We start from the raw sequence: 20,053 nt of genomic DNA, 5'->3' as shown, positions 1-20,053 counted from the left end.
CCCCCCACAGACCGCGGGCGGCGTCTTCCCGGATCGCCACCCGCGTCCGGCCCGGTCGGAGGGCCCCGCGGCTGCGGCCGGCCGCGGGGGCCTCCGGCCGGGGCACCGATACCGGGGCACCGATCAGTGACGAAAGGGACGCCAACCCATGCTGGACCACCTGATCAAGGGCGCCACCGTCGTGGACGGCACCGGCGCCCCCGCCTACACCGCGGACGTCGGCATCCGCGACGGCCGCATCGCCGTCATCGCCGAGCCCGGCACCGTCACCGAAGAGACCCGCACCAGCGAGGACGCGGCCGGGCTCGTCCTCACCCCCGGCTTCGTCGACCCGCACACGCACTACGATGCCCAGCTCTTCTGGGACCCGTACGCCACGCCCTCCATGAACCACGGCGTGACCACCGTCGCGGGCGGCAACTGCGGCTTCACGCTCGCCCCGCTCAACCCCGACCGCCCCGAGGACGCCGACTACACGCGCCGCATGATGTCCAAGGTCGAGGGCATGTCCCTGGTCGCGCTCGAAGAGGGCGCCCCTTGGAACTGGCACACCTTCGGCGAGTACCTGGACGCCCTCGACGGCCGCATCGCCGTCAACGCGGGCTTCATGGTGGGCCATTGCGCCCTGCGCCGACACGTCATGGGCCCGGACGCGGTCGGCGGGCAGCCCACACTCGAGCAGCTCGACGCCATGCTGCGGCTCTTCCACGACGCGATGGACGCGGGCGCCTGGGGCCTGTCCACCACCCAGTCGTCCACCCACTCGGACGGCGACGGGCAGCCCGTCGCCTCCCGTCACGCGAAGCCTGCGGAGCTCCTCGCGCTCTCCCGCGCCGTCGCCGAGCACGAGGGCACCCAGCTGGAGGCGATCGTCGCGGGCTGCCTCGACCAGTTCGCGGACGACGAGATCGACCTCTTCGTCGAGATGAGCGCCGCCGCGGGCCGCCCGCTCAACTGGAACGTTCTGACCGTCGACGCCGCCGTACCCGAGCGCGTACCGCGCCAGCTGGTCCCGAGCGAGCGCGCCCGCAAGGCCGGCGGCCGGATCGTCGCCCTCACCATGCCGATCCTCACCCCCATGAACATGTCGCTCGGCACCTTCTGCGCGCTCAACCTCATCCCGGGGTGGGGGGAGATCCTGGGCCTGCCCGTCCCGGAGCGGATCGCGAAGCTCCGCGACCCGGACGTCCGCGCCGGGATGCTGCGCCGCGCCGACTCCAAGGAGGCCGGCGTCTTCCGGCGCCTGGCCGACTTCGGCCGGTACGTCATCGGCGACACCTACAGCGCGGAGAACGAGGGCCTGAGCGGCCGGGTCGTGAACGACATCGCGGCCGAGCGCGGCCAGGACCCCTTCCAGTGCCTCGTCGAGATCTGCGCCAACGACGACCTGCGTACGGTCCTGTGGCCGATGCCCACCGACAACGACCCCGCGAGCTGGGCCCTGCGCGCCGAGACGTGGCAGCACGAGGACGTCATGCTCGGCGGCTCCGACGCGGGCGCGCATCTGGACCGGATGTGCGGGGCGCCGTACACCACACGCTTCATCGGCGACTGTCTGCGCGGGCGGAAGCTCGCCTCGCTGGAGGAGGCGGTGAAGATGCTCACCGACGACCCGGCGCAGCTCTTCGGCCTGCGCGAGCGCGGCCGGATCGTCGAGGGCTTCCACGCCGACCTGGTCCTCTTCGACCCGGAGCGGATCGACGCGGGCCCTGCGTCCCTCGTCCACGACCTGCCGGGGGACAGCCCGCGGCTCGACTCCCGGGCGGTCGGGATCGTGTCCGTACGCGTCAACGGCGTCGAGACCGTCCGCGACGACGAGGTCACGGGCGCGATACCGGGCAAGGTGCTGCGGTCGGGCCGCGACACCAGGACGGTGAGCACCCGGTGAGCGCCGCCAGTACATCCGGCGCACCCGGCGCACCCCAGCGGCTGTTCATCGGCGGCGAGTGGACCGAGCCCGACCGCGGGCACTACGAGGTGATCGACCCGGCGACCGAGCAGGTCGTCGGCCTCGCGCCCGAGGCGAGCCGCGACCAGGTCTACGAGGCCGCGGCAGCCGCCCGGGAGGCCTTCGAGTCCTGGTCCCGCACGGCCCCGGAGGAGCGTGCGGCGGTCCTGGACCGGGCCGCGGAGGTGATCCAGCGCGAGTTCGACGCGTACGCGGAGCTCGCCCGCGCCGAGACCGGAGCGACGACGGGCACGGCCCGCGGCATGCAGGTCGCGGTGGGGGTGTCCCGCTTCCGCCGGTATGCGAAGGGTGCGCTGGAGCCCGTCGAACAGGGACTGCCCCCGCAGATCAACGAGGCGGGCCCGATGGGGAAGGCCGGGATCTTCGGCGCGCTCGCCGCCCGCCGCCCGGTCGGCGTGGTCACCTGCATCACCTCGTACAACAACCCGTGGGCGAATCCGGCCGGCAAGGTCGCCCCCGCCCTCGCCATGGGCAACGCGGTCGTCGTGAAGCCCGCCCCGCAGGACCCGCTGTCCGTGTACCGGATGGCGGAGGCGCTCGCGGAGGCGGGCGCGCCGCCGGGGGTCGTCAATGTGGTGAGCGGCTCCCGTACCGAGGTGGGGGAGGCGGCCGTCGACTCCCCGGACGTCGACATGGTCAGCTTCACCGGCTCCACGGCCGTCGGGCAGCGGATCGGCGAGGTGTGCGGCCGCGCGATGAAGCGGCAGCTGATGGAGCTGGGCGGCAAGGGCGCGGCGCTCGTCTTCGACGACGCCGACCTCGACTCGGCGGTCATGGGCATCGGTACGACGTTCGCCTTCTACAGCGGCCAGATCTGCACCGCCCCCACGCGTGTCCTCGCCCAGCGGGGCGTCTACGACCGGCTGATCGAGAAGCTCACCGGCTACCTCGCCTTCATGAAGGTCGGCGACCCGGCGGCGCAGGGCACGGTCGTCGGCCCGGTGATCTCCGCGGCCCACCGCGACCGGATCGAGTCGTACGTCGAGCTGGGCAGGAAGGAAGGCGCCCGGCTGGTCGCCGGCGGGGAGCGCCCCGATTTCGCGCGCGGTTTCTACGTGGCCCCGACGCTCTTCGCGGACTGCAGCAACGAAATGCGGATCGTACGGGAGGAGATCTTCGGCCCGGTCGTGGTCGTCGTCCCCTTCGACGACGACGAGGAGGGCATCGCGCTCGCCAACGACAGCGACTACGGACTGATCGACTACGTCTGGTCGGGGGACGCGGCCCGGGCCTTCCGGGTGGCGCGGCGGCTGCGGGCGGGCGGGGTCGGGGTGAACACGATCGGCCGCAACATGGAAGCCCCGTTCGGGGGGTTCAAGAAGAGCGGGGTCGGCCGGGACGTGGGCTCGTACGCCCTGCACGCGTACAGCGAGCTGCAGGCGATCGTGTGGCCCGGCGGCTGAGCGTCCGAGCCGCTCGCCGGCCCGCCCGCCGAGCCCTCGCCGAGCCGCTCGAAGACTGAGACATGAACCTCACGGGAAAATTTCGAAAGGGGCGAAACGGACGCTGCTGCGGTTTTCGCAATCCGGAACCCTTGGGTTCATGCCTGCGAAAGCTCCAGGCGATGACCTCGTTGGCCTTTCAATGGTCGATCGATTCGCGGTCAATGCGCCAGCATCCAAGGCCGAGCAAGCGGAGTTTGATCTTCCGGATACGGGAACCGCAGCATTTAACGTCCTGCTCATGACTCAGCTGGAGACGCGACCCCAGGTCGGAGACACGGTACGGCGACGCCCTGAAGGGGGCGTCCGCACCAAGGGACTCGGCGGCAATTCCGTCGGCCTCCTGGGCAGTGCCGTCATCGGTATCTCGACGGTCGCTCCCGTGTACTGCCTGACTTCCACGCTCGGCTCGACCGCCGGAGAGGTCGGGCTGCAGATGCCCGCCGTCTTCCTGGCCGGCTTCCTGCCGATGCTTCTCGTCGCCTTCGCCTACCGCGAGCTCAACAAGGTGATGCCGGACTGCGGCACCTCCTTCACCTGGACGGTGAAGGCCTTCGGCCCCCGCGTGGGCTGGATGTGCGGCTGGGGCCTGGTGATCGCGACGATCATCGTGCTCTCCAACCTCGCGGGCGTCGCGACCTCCTACTTCTGGCTGCTGGCCGGTGAGTTGTCGGGCAGCGAGTCGATCGCCGCCCTGGACGGCAACAAGGCCGTCCACATCGTCACCTGCCTCGCCCTGATCGCCATCGCCACCGCGATCAGCTACCGGGGGATGACCGCCACGAAGGGTGTGCAGTACGCCCTCGTCGGCCTCCAGCTCGTCGTCCTCGCCGTCTTCGTCGTCATGGCCCTCCAGAAGGCCGGCAGCGGAGCCTTCGACACCGGCGTCGACTTCTCCTGGTCCTGGATGAACCCGTTCGCGGTCCAGTCCTTCGCGGCCTTCACCGCCGGTCTGTCCCTCTCGATCTTCATGTATTGGGGCTGGGACGCGTGTCTGTCCACCAATGAGGAGACCACCGGCTCCACCAAGACGCCCGGCCGCGCCGCGCTCGTCGCCATGGTCGTCCTCGTCGGCTCGTACCTCGCCACCGGTATCGCCGCGCAGATGGCCGTGGGCTCGGGCGACAAGGGCCTCGGCCTCGCCAACCCGGACACCTCCGACAACGTCTTCGCCGCCCTCGCCGGCCCCGTCATGGGCCCGGTCCTCGGCATCGCGCTCTTCGTCGCCGTCCTCGCATCGGCCGCGGCCAGCCTCCAGACGACGTTCATCCCGGTCGCCCGCACGGTGCTCGCGATGTCCGCGTACGAGGCCCTCCCTGCGTCCTTCGCGAGGGTCCACCCCCGCTACAAGGTCCCCGGCAGGGCCACGATCGTCGCGGGCGTCGCCACCGGCGCGTTCTACACGGTGATGACCCTGGTCAGCGAGCACGTCCTGGTCGACACGATCTACGCACTCGGCCTCATGATCTGCTTCTACTACGCGCTCACCGCCTTCGCCTGCGCCTGGTACTTCCGGCAGGAGCTCTTCCGCTCCGCCCGTGACTTCGCCTTCAAGGGCCTCTTCCCGGTCCTCGGCGGCATCCTGCTCACGGCGGTCTTCGGCAAGACCCTCTACGACATGTGGGACCCGGCCTACGGCTCCGGCTCCGCGGTCTTCGGCGTCGGCTCCGTCTTCGTCATCGGCGTCGGCCTGCTGCTCCTGGGCGGCGTGATCATGGTGATCATGCAGCGCCGCAGCCCGGCGTTCTTCCACGGCGAGGTGCTGACGAAGGAGACCCCGTCGCTGGTCGTCGCCGACTGACCCCCGGCCCGTCCTTCTCCGGCTGAACGTCCGGGCCCGGCCTCCTTCCTCGGGGGCCGGGCCCGGACCTTTCCGGACGTCACCGGGATTCAGCGGTAACGGACAGGCCGGTTGGTGTCGAACGACCACTGCCCTGCGGGGACGGTGTCGCCGAAGGAGCAGGGGAACCGGCGGACTGCCACCGGTCAGTCCACCGATGATGCGTCCTCCAGGATGCGGCGGCGCGCGCGTACGGCCGCGGCCAGGAGGAGTTCGTCCGTGGTCATCTCCGCGTCCCGGGAGGGCTCGTTGACGGGAATCCGCTTGCGACGGTCGATGAGGCGCTCCAGATCCGGTACGGCGGGCAGGGCATGGCGGCCCAGCTTCGCGAGGCTCTCCATGAAGGCCTCGCCGTGGGCCTGGTTGTCCAGCTGCCGCACCAGCAGGCCCAGCAGCCGGGGAAGCGAGGACGCTCCCGCGTGCCGGAACCACAAAGGCGCACACGACGCCTGCATCGCATTGGGCCAGGAGAAGGTGAGGTTGTACAACTGAGCGGCCTGGCGGAACGTCAGGGGGCCCGCGTCCAGCAGCGGGCCGAAGATCTCGGGTGCTCTGCTCAGGCGGGCGATGCCGATGGGCCGGGTGGCGAGGTGCTCGGCGGCAGCGCGACTGTCGTGGATCCGGGAGGTGCCGCGAGTCCACGGGCGGCGCTTCGGGGGCGGGGTGGCCTCTGTCCCGGCGAGCAGGGCCGCGTGCTCACGTACCGCCGCCTCCGAGATCAACGCGGTGCGTACCGCGTCGTCCCCGCCGGGCAGGGCGATGTGCGGAACGAGATGCGGCAGCAGCTCGACGGGCGCGGCACGCCAGTCCTGGCAGGCCCGCCGCGCCAGTTGGACGCCGGCCTGCCGGAGGACGATCGGCCGGCCCTTGCCGAGAAGATGCCGGGCCAGCGCGTACGTCTGCGCCTCGCGGTCGAGCCGGTACAGCGCGCCCGCCCAGCGCTCACCGATCCACGGTACGTACGGGGCGGCCTCCTCGGCATCGGCCAGCAGCGCCGCGTCGAGCGCCGGCCACTGCGCAGACCGCGCATCCCCCAGCAACGAGAGGTGGGCCAGGAAGCGGACCGCGGCAAGGGAGTCGTCGCGCAGCTGCTCGGTGGCCTCGGGGAGCACCCTGTCGGCGAGAGCGGTCCGCACCACCGGGTCCGTCAGCTCCCGCAGCGCAACGAGCGCGAGATCGGCCCGCCCCGACCGTACGAGCACATCGGCGGCCCGCCGCCGCACTCCCTCGTCCTCGTCCGCCAGCCGGGCGTGCGCCGCCTGTGCCGCCGCCTCCCAGGCATCAGCTCCATGTACGAGGCTGCGCAGCAGCTCGAGTGCCTCACGGCGTACGGACGCCGGTTCCGCGCCGGTGAGCTGGAGCAGCCGACGCGCGACGGGCCCGGCGCGGTCCTCACGCACCGCCTCGAACACGGCTGTACGGGACGGGTGGCCGCCTGTCGACGTCGTGCCGTCGGCGACCGCCTCGTCCAGCCACTTCATCGGACGGGGCGGTGGCCGCCCTTCCGCGCGAAAACGTTCGTCATGCGCACGATCATGTCACGCGCCTACTCGACCCGGAGGACGATCTTGCCCTGCGTACGGCCCTGCTCGCCGTACGCGTGCGCCTTCGCCGCCTCCTCCAGCGGCAGGACGGTGTCGACGCGGGCCCGGAGCTGCCCCTCCTCGACGAGGCGGACGATCGCCTGCAGGCCGGCGCGGTCCGGCTCGACGAGGGTCCACCCGGTGTGCACACCGAGCGCCTCCGCCCGGTCCGCGGGCGGCAGATCGTCCGGCGACGTCAGCGTGACCAGGTGGCCGCCGCGCCGCAGGACCTCCAGGGAGCGTGCTCCGTAGTCCCCGCCGATGGTGTCGAGGACGATGTCCACGTCCCGTACCTGCTCGGTGAAGTCGGCCGCCCGGTAGTCGATCAGCTCGTCCACGCCGAGCTCCTTCAGGAAGGCGTGCTTCCCCGCGCTCGCCGTCCCGATGACGTACGCCCCGTGCGCCTTGGCGATCTGGACGGCCAGATGTCCCACGCCACCGGCCGCGGCGTGGACCAGCACGCGCTGCCCGGCGCGCAGCCCCGCCGTCTCGACCAGGGACTGCCAGGCGGTGAGCGCGGCCAGGGGCAGCGCGGCGGCCTGCACATGGTCGATGCCGGCCGGCTTGCGGACGAACTGCCGGGCGGGGGCGGTCACGTACTCGGCGTACGCACCCGCCTGGTGCGGGAAGCGAGGCATGCCGAACACCTCGTCGCCGGGCCGGTACAGCGTCACCCCGGGGCCGACCGCCTCGACGACGCCGGACACGTCCCAGCCCAGGACCGGGGTGTCGCCCCACGTGATGAGGGCACCGGTGGCGCGGGTCTTCCAGTCGACGGGGTTGACGCCCGCGGCGTGCACCCGGACCTGGATCTCGTTCAGGCCCGGCTCGGGGCGGTCGATCTCGACGGGGACCAGGACGTCGGGGGAGCCCCACTCGCGGGGGCTGACGGCGCGCATCGTGTTGCTCATTGATCATGTCCTCTCTGGTGAGCAGCCACCAGAGTGCGCCGGAACGGACGATCGCAGTGCTGGCAGTTTGGCCATGATGTGACAGGATTTGGCCATGGCTACTTCCTTCGTGTCGCCGGCGGCCGCGCCGGCGAAGGCGCCGGCACCCGCCCCGGCGCCCGCGCCGGAGGGCGCCGCCGCGCCCGCCGTGCACCGCGTGGCGGTCCTCGCGCTCGACGGTGTGCCCCCGTTCGAGCTGGGCATCCCGTCCCGGGTCTTCGGGAGTGCCTTCGACGACGAGGGGCGGCCGCTCTACGAGGTCGTCGTCTGCACGATCGACGGGCAGCCGGTGGACAGCGACGCCGGGTTCGGCGTAGCCGTCTCCCACGGACCGGAGGCGCTCGAAACGGCGGACACGGTGATCATCGCGCCGTCGTACGCCCTCGACCACCTCGCCAAGGGCGGGCCGCTCCCGGCCCCCCTGGCAGCCGCGCTCGACCGCATCCGCCCCGGCACCCGCAAGGTCTCCATCTGCACGGGCTCCTACGTCCTCGCCGCCGCGGGACTGCTCGACGGGCGGCCCGCGACGACCCACTGGCAGATGGCCCAGGAGTTCCAGCGCGCGTTCCCCCGGATCAAGGTCGACGAGGACGTGCTCTTCGTGGACGACGGTGACGTGCTGACCTCGGCGGGCATCGCCGCGGGCGTCGACCTGTGCCTGCATCTCGTACGCCGCGACCACGGCGCGGCGGTGGCCAACCAGGTCGCCCGGCGCTGCGTCGTACCGCCGTGGCGGGACGGCGGCCAGGCCCAGTTCATCGAACGGCCCGTTCCGGAGCCGACCGCCGCGACGACGGCCGGCACGCGCGCATGGGCACTGGAACGTCTCCAGGAGCCGCTGACCCTCGGCGAGCTGGCCGACCACGCCCGGATGAGCCTGCGCACGTTCACCCGCCGCTTCCGTGACGAGGTCGGCATGACGCCCGGTCGCTGGCTCACGGCCCAGCGCCTCGAACTCGCCCGCCAGCTGCTGGAGTCCAGCGACCTGTCCATCGACCTGGTCGCCCACCGGGCCGGATTCGGCACCGCCAACTCCCTGCGGCAGCACATGCGCACCCTGCTGGGCACGTCACCGGCCGCCTACCGGCGCACGTTCAACGGCCGGGAAGGGGCACGTCCGTGACCAGCGGTCACACCCTTTCGAGGACCATACGGAGAACGGTGTAGCGCCGCTCGCGCAGGAACTTGAGCGCCGTGCGTTCCTCTCGGATGACGTCGGACACCGCGCGTTCACCGATGAGTTCGGCACCGCGCTGCCGGTTGGCCTCCGCCCGCTCCAGCCAGGTCTGTACGGTCCGCACGCCGTCCTCCGGGTCGCTGCGCACGTCCACGAGCTTGTACAGCCCGAGGCTGGCGTCGACGAGCTCGGAGAGGGTCGGCAGAAAGCACTCCGGGAACACCTTGCGCGATGCGTGGAAGCCCTCGCGGATGTTCTGGACCCCGTCGTAGACGTCCTTGAGCGCGAGGTGCCCGTCGGCGTCGCCCGGCGCCCCGCCCTGCGGGGCCAGTTGCCGCGCCGGCAGTACCAGGGACGGGAGCCAGCCGCGGGTGTTCCAGGCGTTGGCCTGCAGGGAGAGCCGCCCGCCCGGCCGCAGCCAGGAGTGGGCGCTCCGGAAGAACTCGCGGTAACGGGCGACGCGCTTGGCCCGCCAGATGTTGTTGCCCGCGAAGTGCTCGATCGCCTCGATGGCGATGATGGCGTCGTAGGGCGCTTCGGGCTCGTGGTCGAACCAGTTCTCGACCCGCACCTCGCAGCGGGGCCAGTTCCGGTCGCGGATCCAGGCGGCCTGGCCCGGACTCATGGTGATCCCCACGACGTGCCCTACGCCGTGCGTCTCCACCAGCCGCTGCATGAGGCTGCCCCAACCGCAACCGACGTCGAGCACGCGCGCGGCACCCACGGCCTTCGCCGCTTCGGCGTGGTAGTCGAGCTTGCGCAGCTGGGCCGATTCGAGGGTGTCGCTCTCCTCCCACATCGCGTAGGAGTAGGTGAGTTCGCGGCCCAGGGTCAGCCGGTAGAACTCGCCCAGGAAGTCGTACTCATGGCGGATCGACTTGGGTGATGTGCCCTTGTAGGCGTGGGGTTTCCTCGACCCGAGCAACACCATCACTCACCTGCCGTCATGGAGATCCGAAAAAGCGGACAGACTATGACAATGCCCTCAGCTTAATCCGTGAGGTGCTGTCCAGCGATTCCGTGGCCCCGAGCAGGCCGCTCGGCCCGGACCGACGGCCCGGGCCGAGCGGCCTTCGGGTCAGGAGGCTCCCAGGAAAACGGGGTTCGTGAACGCGGCCAGCGGCCCCGGCAAGCCCGGCACGGGTACGACCGGCGCGTGCCGCACCTCGGCCCGTACGTACGCCGCGTACGCCGCCGTCGTACGCCACTCCACGGTGCCCGTGCCCGTGCCGTCCGTCGGGAGGGTCGCCGTGAGCAGCACGCCCTGGTCGGTGACGATGCGGGCCGTGCGGCCGGGCGCGCCGGTCACCTCCAGGCGTACGGTCACCGGGTCGTCGGCGTCCACCCGCAGCCGTTCGCCGATGCCCGCATGCTGACCGCGGGGGCCGGACGCGGAGAAGGACAGCGACACGGCCGCCGACTCGGCAACATAGCTGCGCCCCGCGCGGATGCCGTCGAGGATGGCCTCACGGGTGAGATCGTCGGCGAGCACGACGGTCTGCGGAGTGCCGACGGGGTCCGGGTGGCGATGGGCGTCGCTGCTGCCCATCGCCGGGGTCCACCGCTTCCCCGAACGTACGGACGCGACCAGCGTGTTGTCCCAGGACGCCAGGGACACCTCGTCGTCCGGCGTGTACGGACCGTTCCACACCTCCACCGCGTCCGCCTCGCCGAAGCCGAACTTCCAGTTGCAGCCGATGCAGGTGGCGTGCGGGTGCGCCGGGACGACCAGGCCGCCCGCGCGGCGGATCTCGCGCGCGTAGTGGCCGAAGCGGTTGTCGCGGGCGCGATAGCGCCAGTCGACGAACGTGCCCGGGTCGGTGCCGAGGGCGACGACGTGACCGTTGCGCGTGGTGACCTCCTCGCCGAGGAGGACCAGCAGGTCGTCGCCCGCCGCCTCCGCCCAGTGGGCGTGCGCAGCATGCGTGTTGTGCTCGCTGCTGTTGATGAAGTCGAGCCCGGCGGCGCGGGCGAGCGCGGCGATCTCGGCGGGCGTGCGCCTGCCGTCCGAGTACCAGGAGTGCAGATGGCAGTCGCCCCGGTACCAGGCCCGGCCACGCCCCTTGGCCCGCTCGGGCGGGTAGACGGGGCTGGGGGTTTCCGTGGACGTCCCGAACGTGAGCGTGATCGTGATCGTGTACGGCAGGCCCTGCGGCGCGACCGTGTACGGCCCGAGCGCGATGTGCCAGGTGCCCGCGCGGATCGGCCCCGGGACGTACCCGGGCGTCGCGTCGTCGCCCCGGATGAAGAACTCGCCGCGCGCCCCGCCCGACCAGCCCCGGAAGCCCTTCCCGCCGAGGTCCGTGCCGCGCTCGTCGAAGATGCCGATGTCGAGGGCGTTGCCCTGGGTGCCGGCGGGGACGGCCGGCTTCTCGTACGTGTACGAGACCCGGATCTCCGAGACGCCGCGAGGGACCTCGACGGGGAGGTACACGAAGTCGGGGGAGCCGGGCGGGAGGGTGCCGCGCACGACCTTGGTGGTGGTCGTCGTGCCCGCGTCGGCTGCTTCGGCGAAGCTCACACTGCTCAACGTAAGCGCCGCGGCGGCTCCCGTCACGAACAGTCCGCGTCTGCTGATGGTTGCGTCGTCATTGCACATGCCGTCGGCTCCCGGGGGTGTGAGAGGGACAAGAGTGGCGTGGGACCAACCTCGTACTCGGCCATGAACCCCAGGGCAAGGGAAGGGGATTGGCGGGTTGCACGGTCGTGGCGCGGACGGGGCGTCGACGGGCCTCTCGGAATCTCGCGTCGTACCGCGTAGCTTGGGCCCGCCATCACAGTCGACGAAGGCGGAGCGTGCGGTATGCGGATCTCGACCACGATCTTCCTGACGGACGAGACGATCACGCCCGTGCGGCTGGCGCGCGAGCTCGAGCAGCGCGGCTTCGCCGGGCTGTACCTGCCCGAACACACCCACATCCCGGTCGAGCGGACCACCCCCTACCCCGCGGGCGGCGACCTCCCGCCCGAGTACGGCCGCACGCTCGACCCCTTCGTCGCCCTCGGCCAGGCCGCGGCGGTGACCGACCGCCTCCTGCTGGGCACCGGCGTCACCCTCGTCGCCCAGCACGACCCGATCGTCCTCGCCAAGCAGATCGCGACCCTGGACTTCGTGAGCGGCGGCCGCTTCACCCTCGGCGTCGGCTTCGGCTGGAACAAGGAGGAGGCGGCGGACCACGGCGTCGAATGGTCCACGCGCCGCGAACTCGGCCGCGACCGAATGCTGCTGATGCGCGCGCTCTGGTCGCCCGAACCCGTGGCCTACAAGGGCGACTTCGCCTCGGTGCGCGCGTCCTACGCCTACCCGAAGCCGGTCGCCGGGGGTGCCCCGCGCACCCTGGTCGGCGGCGCGGCCGGCCCGAAGCTCTTCTCCCACATCGCGGAGTACGCGGACGGCTGGATGCCGATCGGAGGCCGCGGCCTGACGGAGTCCGTGCCGGTGCTGCGGGAGGTCTGGGAAAAGGCGGGCCGCGACCCGGGCGCGCTGCAGATCGTCCCGTACGCCGTCCTGCCCTCGGCGGGCAAGCTCGCGCACTACGCGGAGCTGGGGGTGGAGGAGGTGGTGCTGCAACTGCCGCCGGCGGGGGAGGGGGAGGTACTGAGGGTGCTGGACGAGTACGGGCAATACATCTGAGACGTCAGCGGGGTCACCGGTAGCGGACGAGTCCGGAGGTGTCGAAGGTCCAGGGACCGACCGGGACGATGTCGCCGAACGCGTAGGGGATGGAGGAGCGGTACTTGTGCCCGTCAGGCCCCTCCTTCGGCTCGGAGTGGACGGAGATGGTGCCGTTGCGGGGATCCACCACGACGTAGCAGGGAATGCCCATCCTCGGGTAGTCGTCCAGCTTCGTGACGAGGTCGTTCTTGGGATTGCTCTTGGAAACGATCTCAACGACGAGGGGCACTGCTCGGGGGTCGACGGATTCGGCTTGCGGGTCGACATCCTCTGTGGGGAATGCCATCAGGTCAGGGACCTTCTCAAGGCCGGTGACAGGGTCGGTCATGTCCGTGTCGTTGACCGCCGAGATGCCCAGTGTCTGTTCCCTGATCTGGTTGCGGAAGACATCGACGTTGGTGGTGTGGGGGAGGTTCAGGCTCATCATCACGAGCTTCACCTCCCCATCTGTGGTCTCCACCTTCCACCCCTTCTCGAGGTGCTCGGCGTACTCGGAAAGGTGCGCGACCACCTCGCGCATACGGTGGATCTGCTCGGGGGGCATGCTGCTCACGGTGTCCTCCACGGGGTGCCACGGCCAGCCTAGCGTCGGCCTCGCGGGCTTTCGCCGGTTTGCCGTCGGGGCCGTATCAGCCTGATTGCGCCACAGGCTCACGCGGCGAGGGCCGATGCGGCCGCCGACGTGTCGCAGTCGCGGCAGTAGCCCGGCTCCGGCGCGCGGAAGGCGCGGTCGCAGCGGTCGCAGTTCTGGAGCGGGTCGGGGCGCGGCGGCGGTGCCGGGGTGGCGGGAAGCGGCGGGGGTAGGAGCGCGGTGAGGCGGTGGGCGAGGAAAGCCGCCGGGTGGTGGATCCGCCCGCCAGGGAGATCGGCGATGAGGGTGCGGCGTACGGCGTCGGGGGCGATGCCGCGCTCCAGCCAGGCGTCGACGGCAGGGGCGAGGCGGCGCACGTCCCGTTCGGCGAGGATCAGGCGTGCGTCGTCGCGCCGCAGCCCGGCGAGGAGCGAGGCGGCGGCTGGGGATGTGGGGTGGGCAGGCTCGGACCCCGAATCCGGCTCGGGTGGAGGCGGCTGCTCCGGCTCCGGTTCGGGCACCGGGGTCCGGTCAGCGTCGGGCGCGGCGTCGGCCCGCTGGTCGGCCGGGTTGTTGTACGAGAGCGTCAGCGTGATCACCATCCCCGACGGAAGCCGCACTTGGACGCGCGCGAGGTAGCCGTGCTCCTCCAGCTCCCGCAGGGCGGCGGCGATCCTGATCTCCCCCTCGGGGAAGCGCTCGGCAAGGCGCTTGATGGAGATCCTCGCGCCGGCGGGAAGCGACTGGATGTGGACCGCCAGCCCGATCGCGGTGAGGGAGAGCTCGGTGTGCTGGGCGAGGTGGTTTCCGACCACGACGAAGCGTTCCGTGTGCCGGATGTTGATGTGCTGGATGCCGGGCCTGAGAACGGGCGGCGGCGCGCACGGGGGCGCGTTAAGCTGCGGGTCAGTCATCGGGAAGGTGCTTGCTTCCTCGGTGGTCAGGCCCTCGATCGGGATGCCAGTCCCGGCCGGGGGCCGTTGCATGTGTGCGGTTGTCGAGGCCGAGCCTGCACCGCGAAGTGGCATATGCGCCAGCCCGGTTGGATCAGATCACCCGTGTGAGTGAGCGTGACCGCGAGGGGGTTGGGGGAGGGTTGGGGAGGTTCTTTCCCCGGGTTCTTTGATCTTTTGGCGTCGCGGGTCACCGGGTTCTGGTCCATCGGGTCGTGGAGAAGTCGATGGGGTCAGAACCGGACAGATTGGGTGAACGGGCGTTCCACTCCCGCGGCAGGTCGGCGTCGCAGAAGACGCACACGAAATCCTCGTCCCGCACGATGTTCAGCTGCTCGCATCCCGCACAGCGCCGGAAGACGACTTCGTGCGTGAACGCCTCGGGCCGCGCCAGTCCGGCCCGGTCCAGGGCGTTGGCGACCGCGCCCAGGAATCGGGGTCCGGACAGTATCCGGTCGACTGATTGCTGACCGCGGTGACCGCCCACCCGTCGCCGCAGCGCGTGAAGGTGATCTCCCCGGCTCCCTGGACCCATCCGCGGCCCGCACACGCGACGTGCTCGCTGCGCCGTGGCGCCAGCCTCAGTGGCCATTCTCGTCGATGACGTACGTGAACGGCTCCGCCAACTCGTCGGATGACTGCTCGCGGACCCAGTCGCCGAAGTCGTCGACCGACCGGATGATCCGCCCCTCGCTTCCCGGGCGTACGGCGGCGCGATGTCAGGGTCACCCACGTACCCGTACCGGCGGGGCATGATCCAGTGCCAGCTAGGCGCCGACGCGGGTGGACTGTGCGTACGTGACGAACGCGGACCAGCGGTCGGGGGCGAAGGCGAGCTGGGGGCCGGTGGGGTTCTTGGAGTCGCGGATGTGGATGGTGGTGGGGCAGTTGGCGACTTCGAGGCACTCGCCGCCTTCGCCGCTGCTGTAGCTGGACTTGCGCCAGTCATAGGCGACTTCGATGCAGGCGCCGCCTTCGGCGTCGCTGTAGCTGCTCTTGAACCAGTCGAGTTCCGCGGTGTTCATCGCTCTCCCAGCAACTTCTCGATCAAGGCCAGCGACTCCCGTGGCGTGAGAGCCTGCGCCCGCATGCTCCCATAGCGTTCGCCGAAGACGCGGACCTCCTCAGTATCGATGACCAGCCTGGGGTGGCCGTAGCTCTCGGTGTACGCCACCTGTGACCGCCCCTTGGGCGTCAGCAGGATGAACGAGCCGCCCATGCAGGGATGTTCCTCGCGGTCAGTAGGCATTACCTGTAGCTCTACTGTCCGCAGACGCCCTACCCGCAGCAGTCGCCGCAACTGACCCTCGTGGACGGTTCGACCGCCGATCGGCCGTTGCAGTACGACCTCCTCCAACACGTAGCTGAAGGTCGGGGCAGGCCAGCGCTCGAAGAGCTGCTGGCGGGCCAACCGGTCGGACACCCGCTTCCCGATGGTCTCCTCGTCGAGCAGAGGCTGCCGCTGGGAGAACAGCGCCCGCGCGTACTCCCCGGTCTGGAGCAGACCGGGCACTGTCTGATTGCTGTACTCGTGCAGCGCAGTAGCCTCTGCCTCCGCGCGCGCGAAGTCCCGGAACCAGTCCGGATGCCGTACGCGCGCCTTCGCCAATGCTCTCTCCACATCCGGGATCGCCGCCCTCAGCACGCCCCCGGCTCCCAACACCTCGTCCACCAGCCGCAGAAACGCCGGCTGAGGCGTCCGTACGCCCCGCTCCATGGAGGAGATCAGCGCCTCCCCGCAGTGCGCCGCCGCGCCCAGCTCCTTCTGGCTCATCCCGGCACGCTCGCGCAGCACCTTGATCTGCTTGCCCAGGGAGCTGAAGAGCAGCGCGGTCCCGTCCACCTCGACGGGCCGCTCCGGCCGCTCCTCGCGTTCCGCGTTCGCCATGCCTCGTACCGCCCTCACCCGCCGCAGTGGTCACGGTCGACGACCCGTACAGCGATCAGACCGTACTCGTACGGCTACGCTCCGTCGCGTCGTAACTCCTGGTCAGGGTACTCGCGACCGGCCACGCTCAGTGACATGAAAGCCGAAACCGCCACCCCCACGGCCGAGTTCACCCAGCGCTTCAGCGCCACCCGCCGCGGCGCCCGCCTCGCCCGACACCTGGCCGTGCACCGGCTCGACGCGTGGGGCATCCCGTACGGCAGCGAGCTCTCTGACACCGCCGGGCTGATCGTGGCCGAGCTCGCGGCCAACGCAGTCACGCACGGCCGCGTCCCGGGCCGCGACTTCGAGGTCCGCCTGCTGCTGGCCGCGACCACTCTCCGTATCGAGGTTTCCGACGCCCGGGGCGAACGCGTACCGACCACCCCCGGGACGCCGCTCGCGCCCGACGCCGAGACGGGCCGTGGCCTCCTCCTCGTGGTCGCGCTCGCCACGGCCTGGGGCACGGCGGACCGCCTCATCGGCAAGACGGTCTGGGCGGAGCTGGGGCTTTCCCTTCAGGCGGAGGACGGCCGATAGACACGTTGAGCGTCGGAACGGGCACTCATTGCAATATTCATTCGGCGCAGGATATTGCGCGTCGAATGAAGAAGTCGCCGTCCCTGCTACCCCTGCTGCGGTCGCAACTCCAAGGCGAGCTCCTGGCGCTCGTCCTTCTCCACCCCGAGCGGGAATTCAGCCTGACCGAGTTGGCCGGCGAACTTGGGGCGTCCCACACCGCTGTGCTGCGGGAGGTTAACCGCCTCATCGAAGCGGGGATCCTCTCGGACCGGCGAGTCGGCCGTACCCGCGTGGTGACCGCCCGCGGGACACCCTGCTGCTTCGGCCGCTGACTGAGCTGATCGCGCGGTCGTTCGGCCCTCTGCCGCTGCTGACGGCGATTCTGCGGCCAGTGACGGGCGTGGAGCGCGCGTACATCTACGGGTCCTGGGCCGCCCGCTACAGCGGCGAGCCGGGGCCGCCACCTGCGGACGTCGATGTTCTCGTGGTCGGTGGACACCGCGCGGTGTACGAGGCGGTCCGAGCTCAGCTCGATCCTCCGCTGGGCTCGGTCCTGCGGCCCTTCAACCGGATGCGGGCCCGCCGCAATGAGGTCGAGTACCGGTCATCCGAGGCCCGGCCGTCACGAGCGAGGAGATCACGGCGGATCTGCCGAAGGTGCAGGCGCTGATCGACCTGGCCGAGAAGGCGATCCCGAACATGCCGCGCTTCTGACGTGCGGTTGCCGCGGAGCATGTGCGGCCAGGGGCGAGCTGGGCGCGGACGCTTGGGGCACGTGCGACGGCCTTGTCGGCAAGGCGGTCTGGGCGGAGCCGGCGCTCCCGTGAACGTTGCCGCATCCCGGTCGCAAGCCGGACGAGCGGCGCTGTGCTCGAAGTCATTGACTTCGGAATACGTTCCGAAGTATCGTGCGATCATGCTTACGCCGACGGTTACCTTCTCCGAGCTCTCCAAGAATTCGAAGCGCGTCGCCGAGAAGCTGGACAAGGCCCATCGTCTGCACATCACTCGCCGGGACGGCGAGGACATGTACCTGACGACCGCTCGTCACGACCGCGAGCGCGAAGAAACCGCTGACATCACGGCCCGGCTCTTCGCCGCGCTCATCGGTTCCGACGGCGGCGCAAGAGCCATACTGCTCGCGCTGCCCTCGGTCTTCCCGTGGGTGCGCCACCTGTCGGCCGACGAGGTGCGACAGTTCGTGCTCGAACTCGTCGATGCGACGCAGGACGCCGTTCATCTCGACGTCCACGCCAATCTCCATCGCGTCATCGTCGAATGGCGCGCGACGGCGCGGATTCTGGCCGATCCCGAGCTCACCGCCCAGCTCACCCGCCGGCTGCCGGACGAGGACCACGGCGAGGTGTTCGCACCGTGACCCCGAAGCGAGGGGACGACGTTGCCCCGCCGCCGGTCGCTGAGGAATGGCGCTTACAGTTCGCGACCAACGCGGCTGCGAAGGGGTGGGGTGAGCTCTGTTCGGAGGCACCTGGCAACACGCGGCGCTGCTTCGAGTCTCTGCGTTCCAACCCTCTGTCGCAGGTCAACCCCGATCGACAACACCGGCTGCGCGGACGCCTGGCGACCGGGAACCTGGGCGGGCGCGAGCTTCCTCAATGGGAGTACGAGGTGACGGCGGGCGGCCGCGTGCGCTACCTGGTGGATGAGCCCCGCCGCACCGTGCATCTGGTCTTTGCGTCGACCCGGCACCCGAAGGACACCGAGTAGAGGCTGCGAGGCCAGCGACGGCGCGCGACCGGGCGCCAGCCCATCCGCAGAGACAAGTCGCTCCTGGAGCAGGAGGAGCGCAACGACGACGCCGAAGCGAGGAAAGAGCTGGGATACCGGCTGGTCCTCGAGCATGACTTGGTATCGCCCGCCAGCTTCGCCGCCCTGCCCCGTCTGGTGAGTCTCGCCTCGAACAGTGCGGGGGCGAGTGGGCCTGCCCCCACTGCGCCGTGATGGTGGCGATCGCCATCGGAGACTACGGGCGCCATTCGGCCATCAGGGACTGGCACTTGGGGGAGGTGGACCGACGCGACCTGCGGCCGACGTCCCCAGTGGTAGATCATGTCGGAAGCTTCTTCTCTGACTCCAGGGGACTCGGACACCAGCCCGCGAACGATCCCGAGAAGTTTCTCGTCGCCTACAGTCATGAGTCCTTCCCGTGTAGTTCGGGGTGAGCATGAGGGTGATCCCTGAGGCCGTCTCGTCAGCCCAGGCTGATGCTCCACACATCGGCGTGGCCCACCCACTCGTCACGATCTTCGTGATCGTCCGACGCGAGTGCAGACACCTTTGTGTCCGGGAAGCGGTATTCGATAAACCCGCCCTGATCCGTTGAGTGGAACGCGGGGAAGTCGGGCATGCGTGAGAGTGCTTCCTGTACTTCATCCCAGGAGACGTATTGCGGAAAAGCAACATGTATGTTCTTGTGCCATCGTTCCGCCAGGGCGTAGTTGCTGGCCAGTTTGTGAAGTTCCAGGGATCCTCCGGTCACTACCCATTCAGTGCCGGGGTTGAAGTAGAATTCCACAAAACCGTAATCTCGACGCAGCGACTGGCCTTCATTGTCGGCCACGTCAATGAAATCACATTGGAACGCCTGATGGACCTCGCTGATGGTGAACCCAATTCCGACTCCGTGCAGTTTTCCTGATGTGATGAATGAGGCGATCAATTGAATTGCGCTCACGGCCCGTTCTCCGCTTGCCGATCCGGTTCCCAGAACGGCGCACCCACGCGGATCCGGATCTGCCGGTCGCGATCGTCCAAGCTTACTACGGTGCCTTCCACCAGTTCACCGATATTCGGGAGTTGCTTGTGCGTGTCTTCTCCTGCTCCGGATGGGTTGTAGGAGGCATTGTCGACGAACCCGTTCACCTCCGGCGCATATTCTAGTTCCAGAAATACACCTAAATCGAATTTCGCCTTCACTGTACCTCGGGCGTGGCGCGAGGCCCACAGACGCAGTAACGACCTGACGATTGCGGCACACCTGAAAAGGTCCGATCAGGCGTCTCGGCGCGGTTCCGCTCCGGCGTCCATGTGGAATCCAAGCGTCTTTCCTGCCGCGATAGATACCTCCATCAACCTTTCGGTGGGCACTGGCGGAACAGTGAATCCGTGCTCAACTGCGAATGACAGAAATTCTCCGGGCAAGTCAACGAGGTACCGTTCCACATACATCGCCAGATCTACCCGCCAGACGTATTTTCCATCCGTTAGGAGGGATGATCCGCCAGGGACTCGGAAGGATCCCTCAATGACATCCACGGTCACTTCCGTAATGTCAAAGACAGGATGCCCGGAGCTCAGGTAGGCCGCTATTTCTGCTTTTGGGTAGGGTGTTCGTGCGGGAATTCTGTCGCGAATAGACTCGCGGAAGAGTGTTGGATTCTCGGGGTTCATCTCACGAAAGAAGCCAATCATCTCCATCTATC

Annotated in this window: 20 protein-coding genes; 8 read left to right on the top strand and 12 right to left on the bottom strand. The window is 69.7% G+C overall.

The features are described from left to right. Window positions 1-148 precede the first annotated feature (148 nt). The 3 genes from ACWCXB_RS03055 (at window position 149) to ACWCXB_RS03045 (ending at window position 5,212) form a co-directional block, all read left to right on the top strand. Window positions 149-1,888 (top strand): N-acyl-D-amino-acid deacylase family protein, encoded by a 1,740-nt coding sequence (locus ACWCXB_RS03055; protein ID WP_450718376.1) that lies wholly within the window; start codon window positions 149-151, stop codon window positions 1,886-1,888. Further along, a complete protein-coding gene (locus ACWCXB_RS03050) occupies window positions 1,885-3,372 on the top strand; it encodes an aldehyde dehydrogenase family protein (RefSeq protein WP_450718374.1) in 1,488 nt (495 codons plus the stop codon). Before ACWCXB_RS03055 ends, ACWCXB_RS03050 begins: the two co-directional genes overlap by 4 nt. A 280-nt stretch (window positions 3,373-3,652) precedes the next feature. After that, complete coding sequence (locus ACWCXB_RS03045; protein WP_450718372.1) at window positions 3,653-5,212, top strand: APC family permease; 1,560 nt, start codon at window positions 3,653-3,655, stop codon at window positions 5,210-5,212. A 185-nt stretch (window positions 5,213-5,397) separates the two neighbouring features. Here ACWCXB_RS03045 and ACWCXB_RS03040 read toward each other — a convergent pair whose 3' ends face one another. Together ACWCXB_RS03040 and ACWCXB_RS03035 are read right to left on the bottom strand one after the other, a co-directional pair. Next, entirely contained in the window at window positions 5,398-6,732 is a 1,335-nt protein-coding gene (locus tag ACWCXB_RS03040; RefSeq protein WP_450718370.1) for a hypothetical protein, read from the bottom strand. 65 nt (window positions 6,733-6,797) lie between these two features. After that, a complete protein-coding gene (locus ACWCXB_RS03035) occupies window positions 6,798-7,745 on the bottom strand; it encodes an NADP-dependent oxidoreductase (protein WP_450718368.1) in 948 nt (315 codons plus the stop codon). Window positions 7,746-7,839: 94 nt separating this feature from the next. Here ACWCXB_RS03035 and ACWCXB_RS03030 point away from each other — a divergent pair, with 94 nt between their 5' ends. After that, a complete protein-coding gene (locus ACWCXB_RS03030; RefSeq protein ID WP_450718366.1) occupies window positions 7,840-8,907 on the top strand; it encodes a GlxA family transcriptional regulator in 1,068 nt (355 codons plus the stop codon). 7 nt (window positions 8,908-8,914) lie between these two features. Here ACWCXB_RS03030 and ACWCXB_RS03025 read toward each other — a convergent pair whose 3' ends face one another. Together ACWCXB_RS03025 and ACWCXB_RS03020 are read right to left on the bottom strand one after the other, a co-directional pair. After that, window positions 8,915-9,892, bottom strand: a complete 978-nt coding sequence (locus ACWCXB_RS03025; protein ID WP_450718364.1) for an SAM-dependent methyltransferase — start codon at window positions 9,890-9,892, stop codon at window positions 8,915-8,917. A gap of 147 nt (window positions 9,893-10,039) precedes the next feature. Further along, the gene (locus tag ACWCXB_RS03020; RefSeq protein ID WP_450718362.1) at window positions 10,040-11,560 is read right to left on the bottom strand and encodes a CehA/McbA family metallohydrolase; all 1,521 of its coding nucleotides are present in this window, start codon (window positions 11,558-11,560) and stop codon (window positions 10,040-10,042) included. Window positions 11,561-11,764: 204 nt separating this feature from the next. On the opposite strand from ACWCXB_RS03020, the gene ACWCXB_RS03015 reads away from it, so the two are divergent. Continuing rightward, window positions 11,765-12,595 carry an LLM class F420-dependent oxidoreductase gene (locus tag ACWCXB_RS03015; RefSeq protein ID WP_450718360.1) on the top strand — a complete coding sequence of 277 codons (831 nt, stop codon included), beginning with the start codon at window positions 11,765-11,767 and terminating at the stop codon, window positions 12,593-12,595. A 13-nt stretch (window positions 12,596-12,608) separates the two neighbouring features. Here ACWCXB_RS03015 and ACWCXB_RS03010 read toward each other — a convergent pair whose 3' ends face one another. From ACWCXB_RS03010 to ACWCXB_RS02990, 5 genes are all read right to left on the bottom strand, one after another. Continuing rightward, window positions 12,609-13,202 (bottom strand): Uma2 family endonuclease, encoded by a 594-nt coding sequence (locus ACWCXB_RS03010; protein WP_450718358.1) that lies wholly within the window; start codon window positions 13,200-13,202, stop codon window positions 12,609-12,611. Window positions 13,203-13,288: 86 nt separating this feature from the next. Continuing rightward, window positions 13,289-14,122 carry a helix-turn-helix domain-containing protein gene (locus ACWCXB_RS03005; protein WP_450718356.1) on the bottom strand — a complete coding sequence of 278 codons (834 nt, stop codon included), beginning with the start codon at window positions 14,120-14,122 and terminating at the stop codon, window positions 13,289-13,291. 229 nt (window positions 14,123-14,351) lie between these two features. After that, window positions 14,352-14,648 carry a hypothetical protein gene (locus ACWCXB_RS03000; RefSeq protein WP_450718354.1) on the bottom strand — a complete coding sequence of 99 codons (297 nt, stop codon included), beginning with the start codon at window positions 14,646-14,648 and terminating at the stop codon, window positions 14,352-14,354. 280 nt (window positions 14,649-14,928) lie between these two features. Beyond that, complete coding sequence (locus tag ACWCXB_RS02995; RefSeq protein ID WP_450718352.1) at window positions 14,929-15,186, bottom strand: DUF397 domain-containing protein; 258 nt, start codon at window positions 15,184-15,186, stop codon at window positions 14,929-14,931. Then, window positions 15,183-16,049, bottom strand: a complete 867-nt coding sequence (locus ACWCXB_RS02990) for a helix-turn-helix domain-containing protein (RefSeq protein ID WP_450718350.1) — start codon at window positions 16,047-16,049, stop codon at window positions 15,183-15,185. The genes ACWCXB_RS02995 and ACWCXB_RS02990 overlap by 4 nt, the downstream gene beginning before the upstream one ends. A gap of 135 nt (window positions 16,050-16,184) precedes the next feature. Here ACWCXB_RS02990 and ACWCXB_RS02985 point away from each other — a divergent pair, with 135 nt between their 5' ends. From ACWCXB_RS02985 to ACWCXB_RS02975, 3 genes are all read left to right on the top strand, one after another. After that, entirely contained in the window at window positions 16,185-16,628 is a 444-nt protein-coding gene (locus ACWCXB_RS02985) for an ATP-binding protein (protein ID WP_450718348.1), read from the top strand. A gap of 805 nt (window positions 16,629-17,433) precedes the next feature. Continuing rightward, window positions 17,434-17,988 (top strand): prevent-host-death family protein, encoded by a 555-nt coding sequence (locus ACWCXB_RS02980; RefSeq protein ID WP_450718346.1) that lies wholly within the window; start codon window positions 17,434-17,436, stop codon window positions 17,986-17,988. Next, window positions 17,985-18,338, top strand: coding sequence for a hypothetical protein (locus ACWCXB_RS02975; RefSeq protein WP_450718344.1), 354 nt, complete (start codon window positions 17,985-17,987; stop codon window positions 18,336-18,338). Before ACWCXB_RS02980 ends, ACWCXB_RS02975 begins: the two co-directional genes overlap by 4 nt. A 484-nt stretch (window positions 18,339-18,822) precedes the next feature. Here ACWCXB_RS02975 and ACWCXB_RS02970 read toward each other — a convergent pair whose 3' ends face one another. From ACWCXB_RS02970 to ACWCXB_RS02960, 3 genes are all read right to left on the bottom strand, one after another. Next, window positions 18,823-19,305 (bottom strand): hypothetical protein, encoded by a 483-nt coding sequence (locus tag ACWCXB_RS02970; RefSeq protein WP_450718342.1) that lies wholly within the window; start codon window positions 19,303-19,305, stop codon window positions 18,823-18,825. Then, window positions 19,302-19,547, bottom strand: coding sequence for a hypothetical protein (locus ACWCXB_RS02965; RefSeq protein ID WP_450718340.1), 246 nt, complete (start codon window positions 19,545-19,547; stop codon window positions 19,302-19,304). Before ACWCXB_RS02965 ends, ACWCXB_RS02970 begins: the two co-directional genes overlap by 4 nt. A gap of 75 nt (window positions 19,548-19,622) precedes the next feature. Beyond that, window positions 19,623-20,048, bottom strand: coding sequence for a hypothetical protein (locus ACWCXB_RS02960; protein ID WP_450718338.1), 426 nt, complete (start codon window positions 20,046-20,048; stop codon window positions 19,623-19,625). Window positions 20,049-20,053: the final 5 nt, after the last annotated feature.

It is taken from the genome of Streptomyces sp. NPDC001514 (genome assembly GCF_053597075.1).
The sequence above is the reverse complement of the archived record's forward strand: the minus strand, read 5'-3'. Positions and strand labels throughout refer to the sequence as shown.

What these genes read in the sequence shown, in the direction of transcription:
- ACWCXB_RS03055 (WP_450718376.1), top strand. Translation starts at nt 149, where the DNA reads ATGCTGGACCACCTGATCAAGGGCGCCACCGTCGTGGACGGCACCGGC.
- ACWCXB_RS03045 (WP_450718372.1), top strand. Translation starts at nt 3,653, where the DNA reads ATGACTCAGCTGGAGACGCGACCCCAGGTCGGAGACACGGTACGGCGA.
- ACWCXB_RS03040 (WP_450718370.1), bottom strand. Translation starts at nt 6,732, where the DNA reads ATGAAGTGGCTGGACGAGGCGGTCGCCGACGGCACGACGTCGACAGGC.
- ACWCXB_RS03035 (WP_450718368.1), bottom strand. Translation starts at nt 7,745, where the DNA reads ATGAGCAACACGATGCGCGCCGTCAGCCCCCGCGAGTGGGGCTCCCCC.
- ACWCXB_RS03030 (WP_450718366.1), top strand. Translation starts at nt 7,840, where the DNA reads ATGGCTACTTCCTTCGTGTCGCCGGCGGCCGCGCCGGCGAAGGCGCCG.
- ACWCXB_RS03025 (WP_450718364.1), bottom strand. Translation starts at nt 9,892, where the DNA reads ATGGTGTTGCTCGGGTCGAGGAAACCCCACGCCTACAAGGGCACATCA.
- ACWCXB_RS03020 (WP_450718362.1), bottom strand. Translation starts at nt 11,560, where the DNA reads ATGTGCAATGACGACGCAACCATCAGCAGACGCGGACTGTTCGTGACG.
- ACWCXB_RS03015 (WP_450718360.1), top strand. Translation starts at nt 11,765, where the DNA reads ATGCGGATCTCGACCACGATCTTCCTGACGGACGAGACGATCACGCCC.
- ACWCXB_RS03005 (WP_450718356.1), bottom strand. Translation starts at nt 14,122, where the DNA reads ATGACTGACCCGCAGCTTAACGCGCCCCCGTGCGCGCCGCCGCCCGTT.
- ACWCXB_RS02995 (WP_450718352.1), bottom strand. Translation starts at nt 15,186, where the DNA reads ATGAACACCGCGGAACTCGACTGGTTCAAGAGCAGCTACAGCGACGCC.
- ACWCXB_RS02990 (WP_450718350.1), bottom strand. Translation starts at nt 16,049, where the DNA reads ATGGCGAACGCGGAACGCGAGGAGCGGCCGGAGCGGCCCGTCGAGGTG.
- ACWCXB_RS02985 (WP_450718348.1), top strand. Translation starts at nt 16,185, where the DNA reads ATGAAAGCCGAAACCGCCACCCCCACGGCCGAGTTCACCCAGCGCTTC.
- ACWCXB_RS02960 (WP_450718338.1), bottom strand. Translation starts at nt 20,048, where the DNA reads ATGGAGATGATTGGCTTCTTTCGTGAGATGAACCCCGAGAATCCAACA.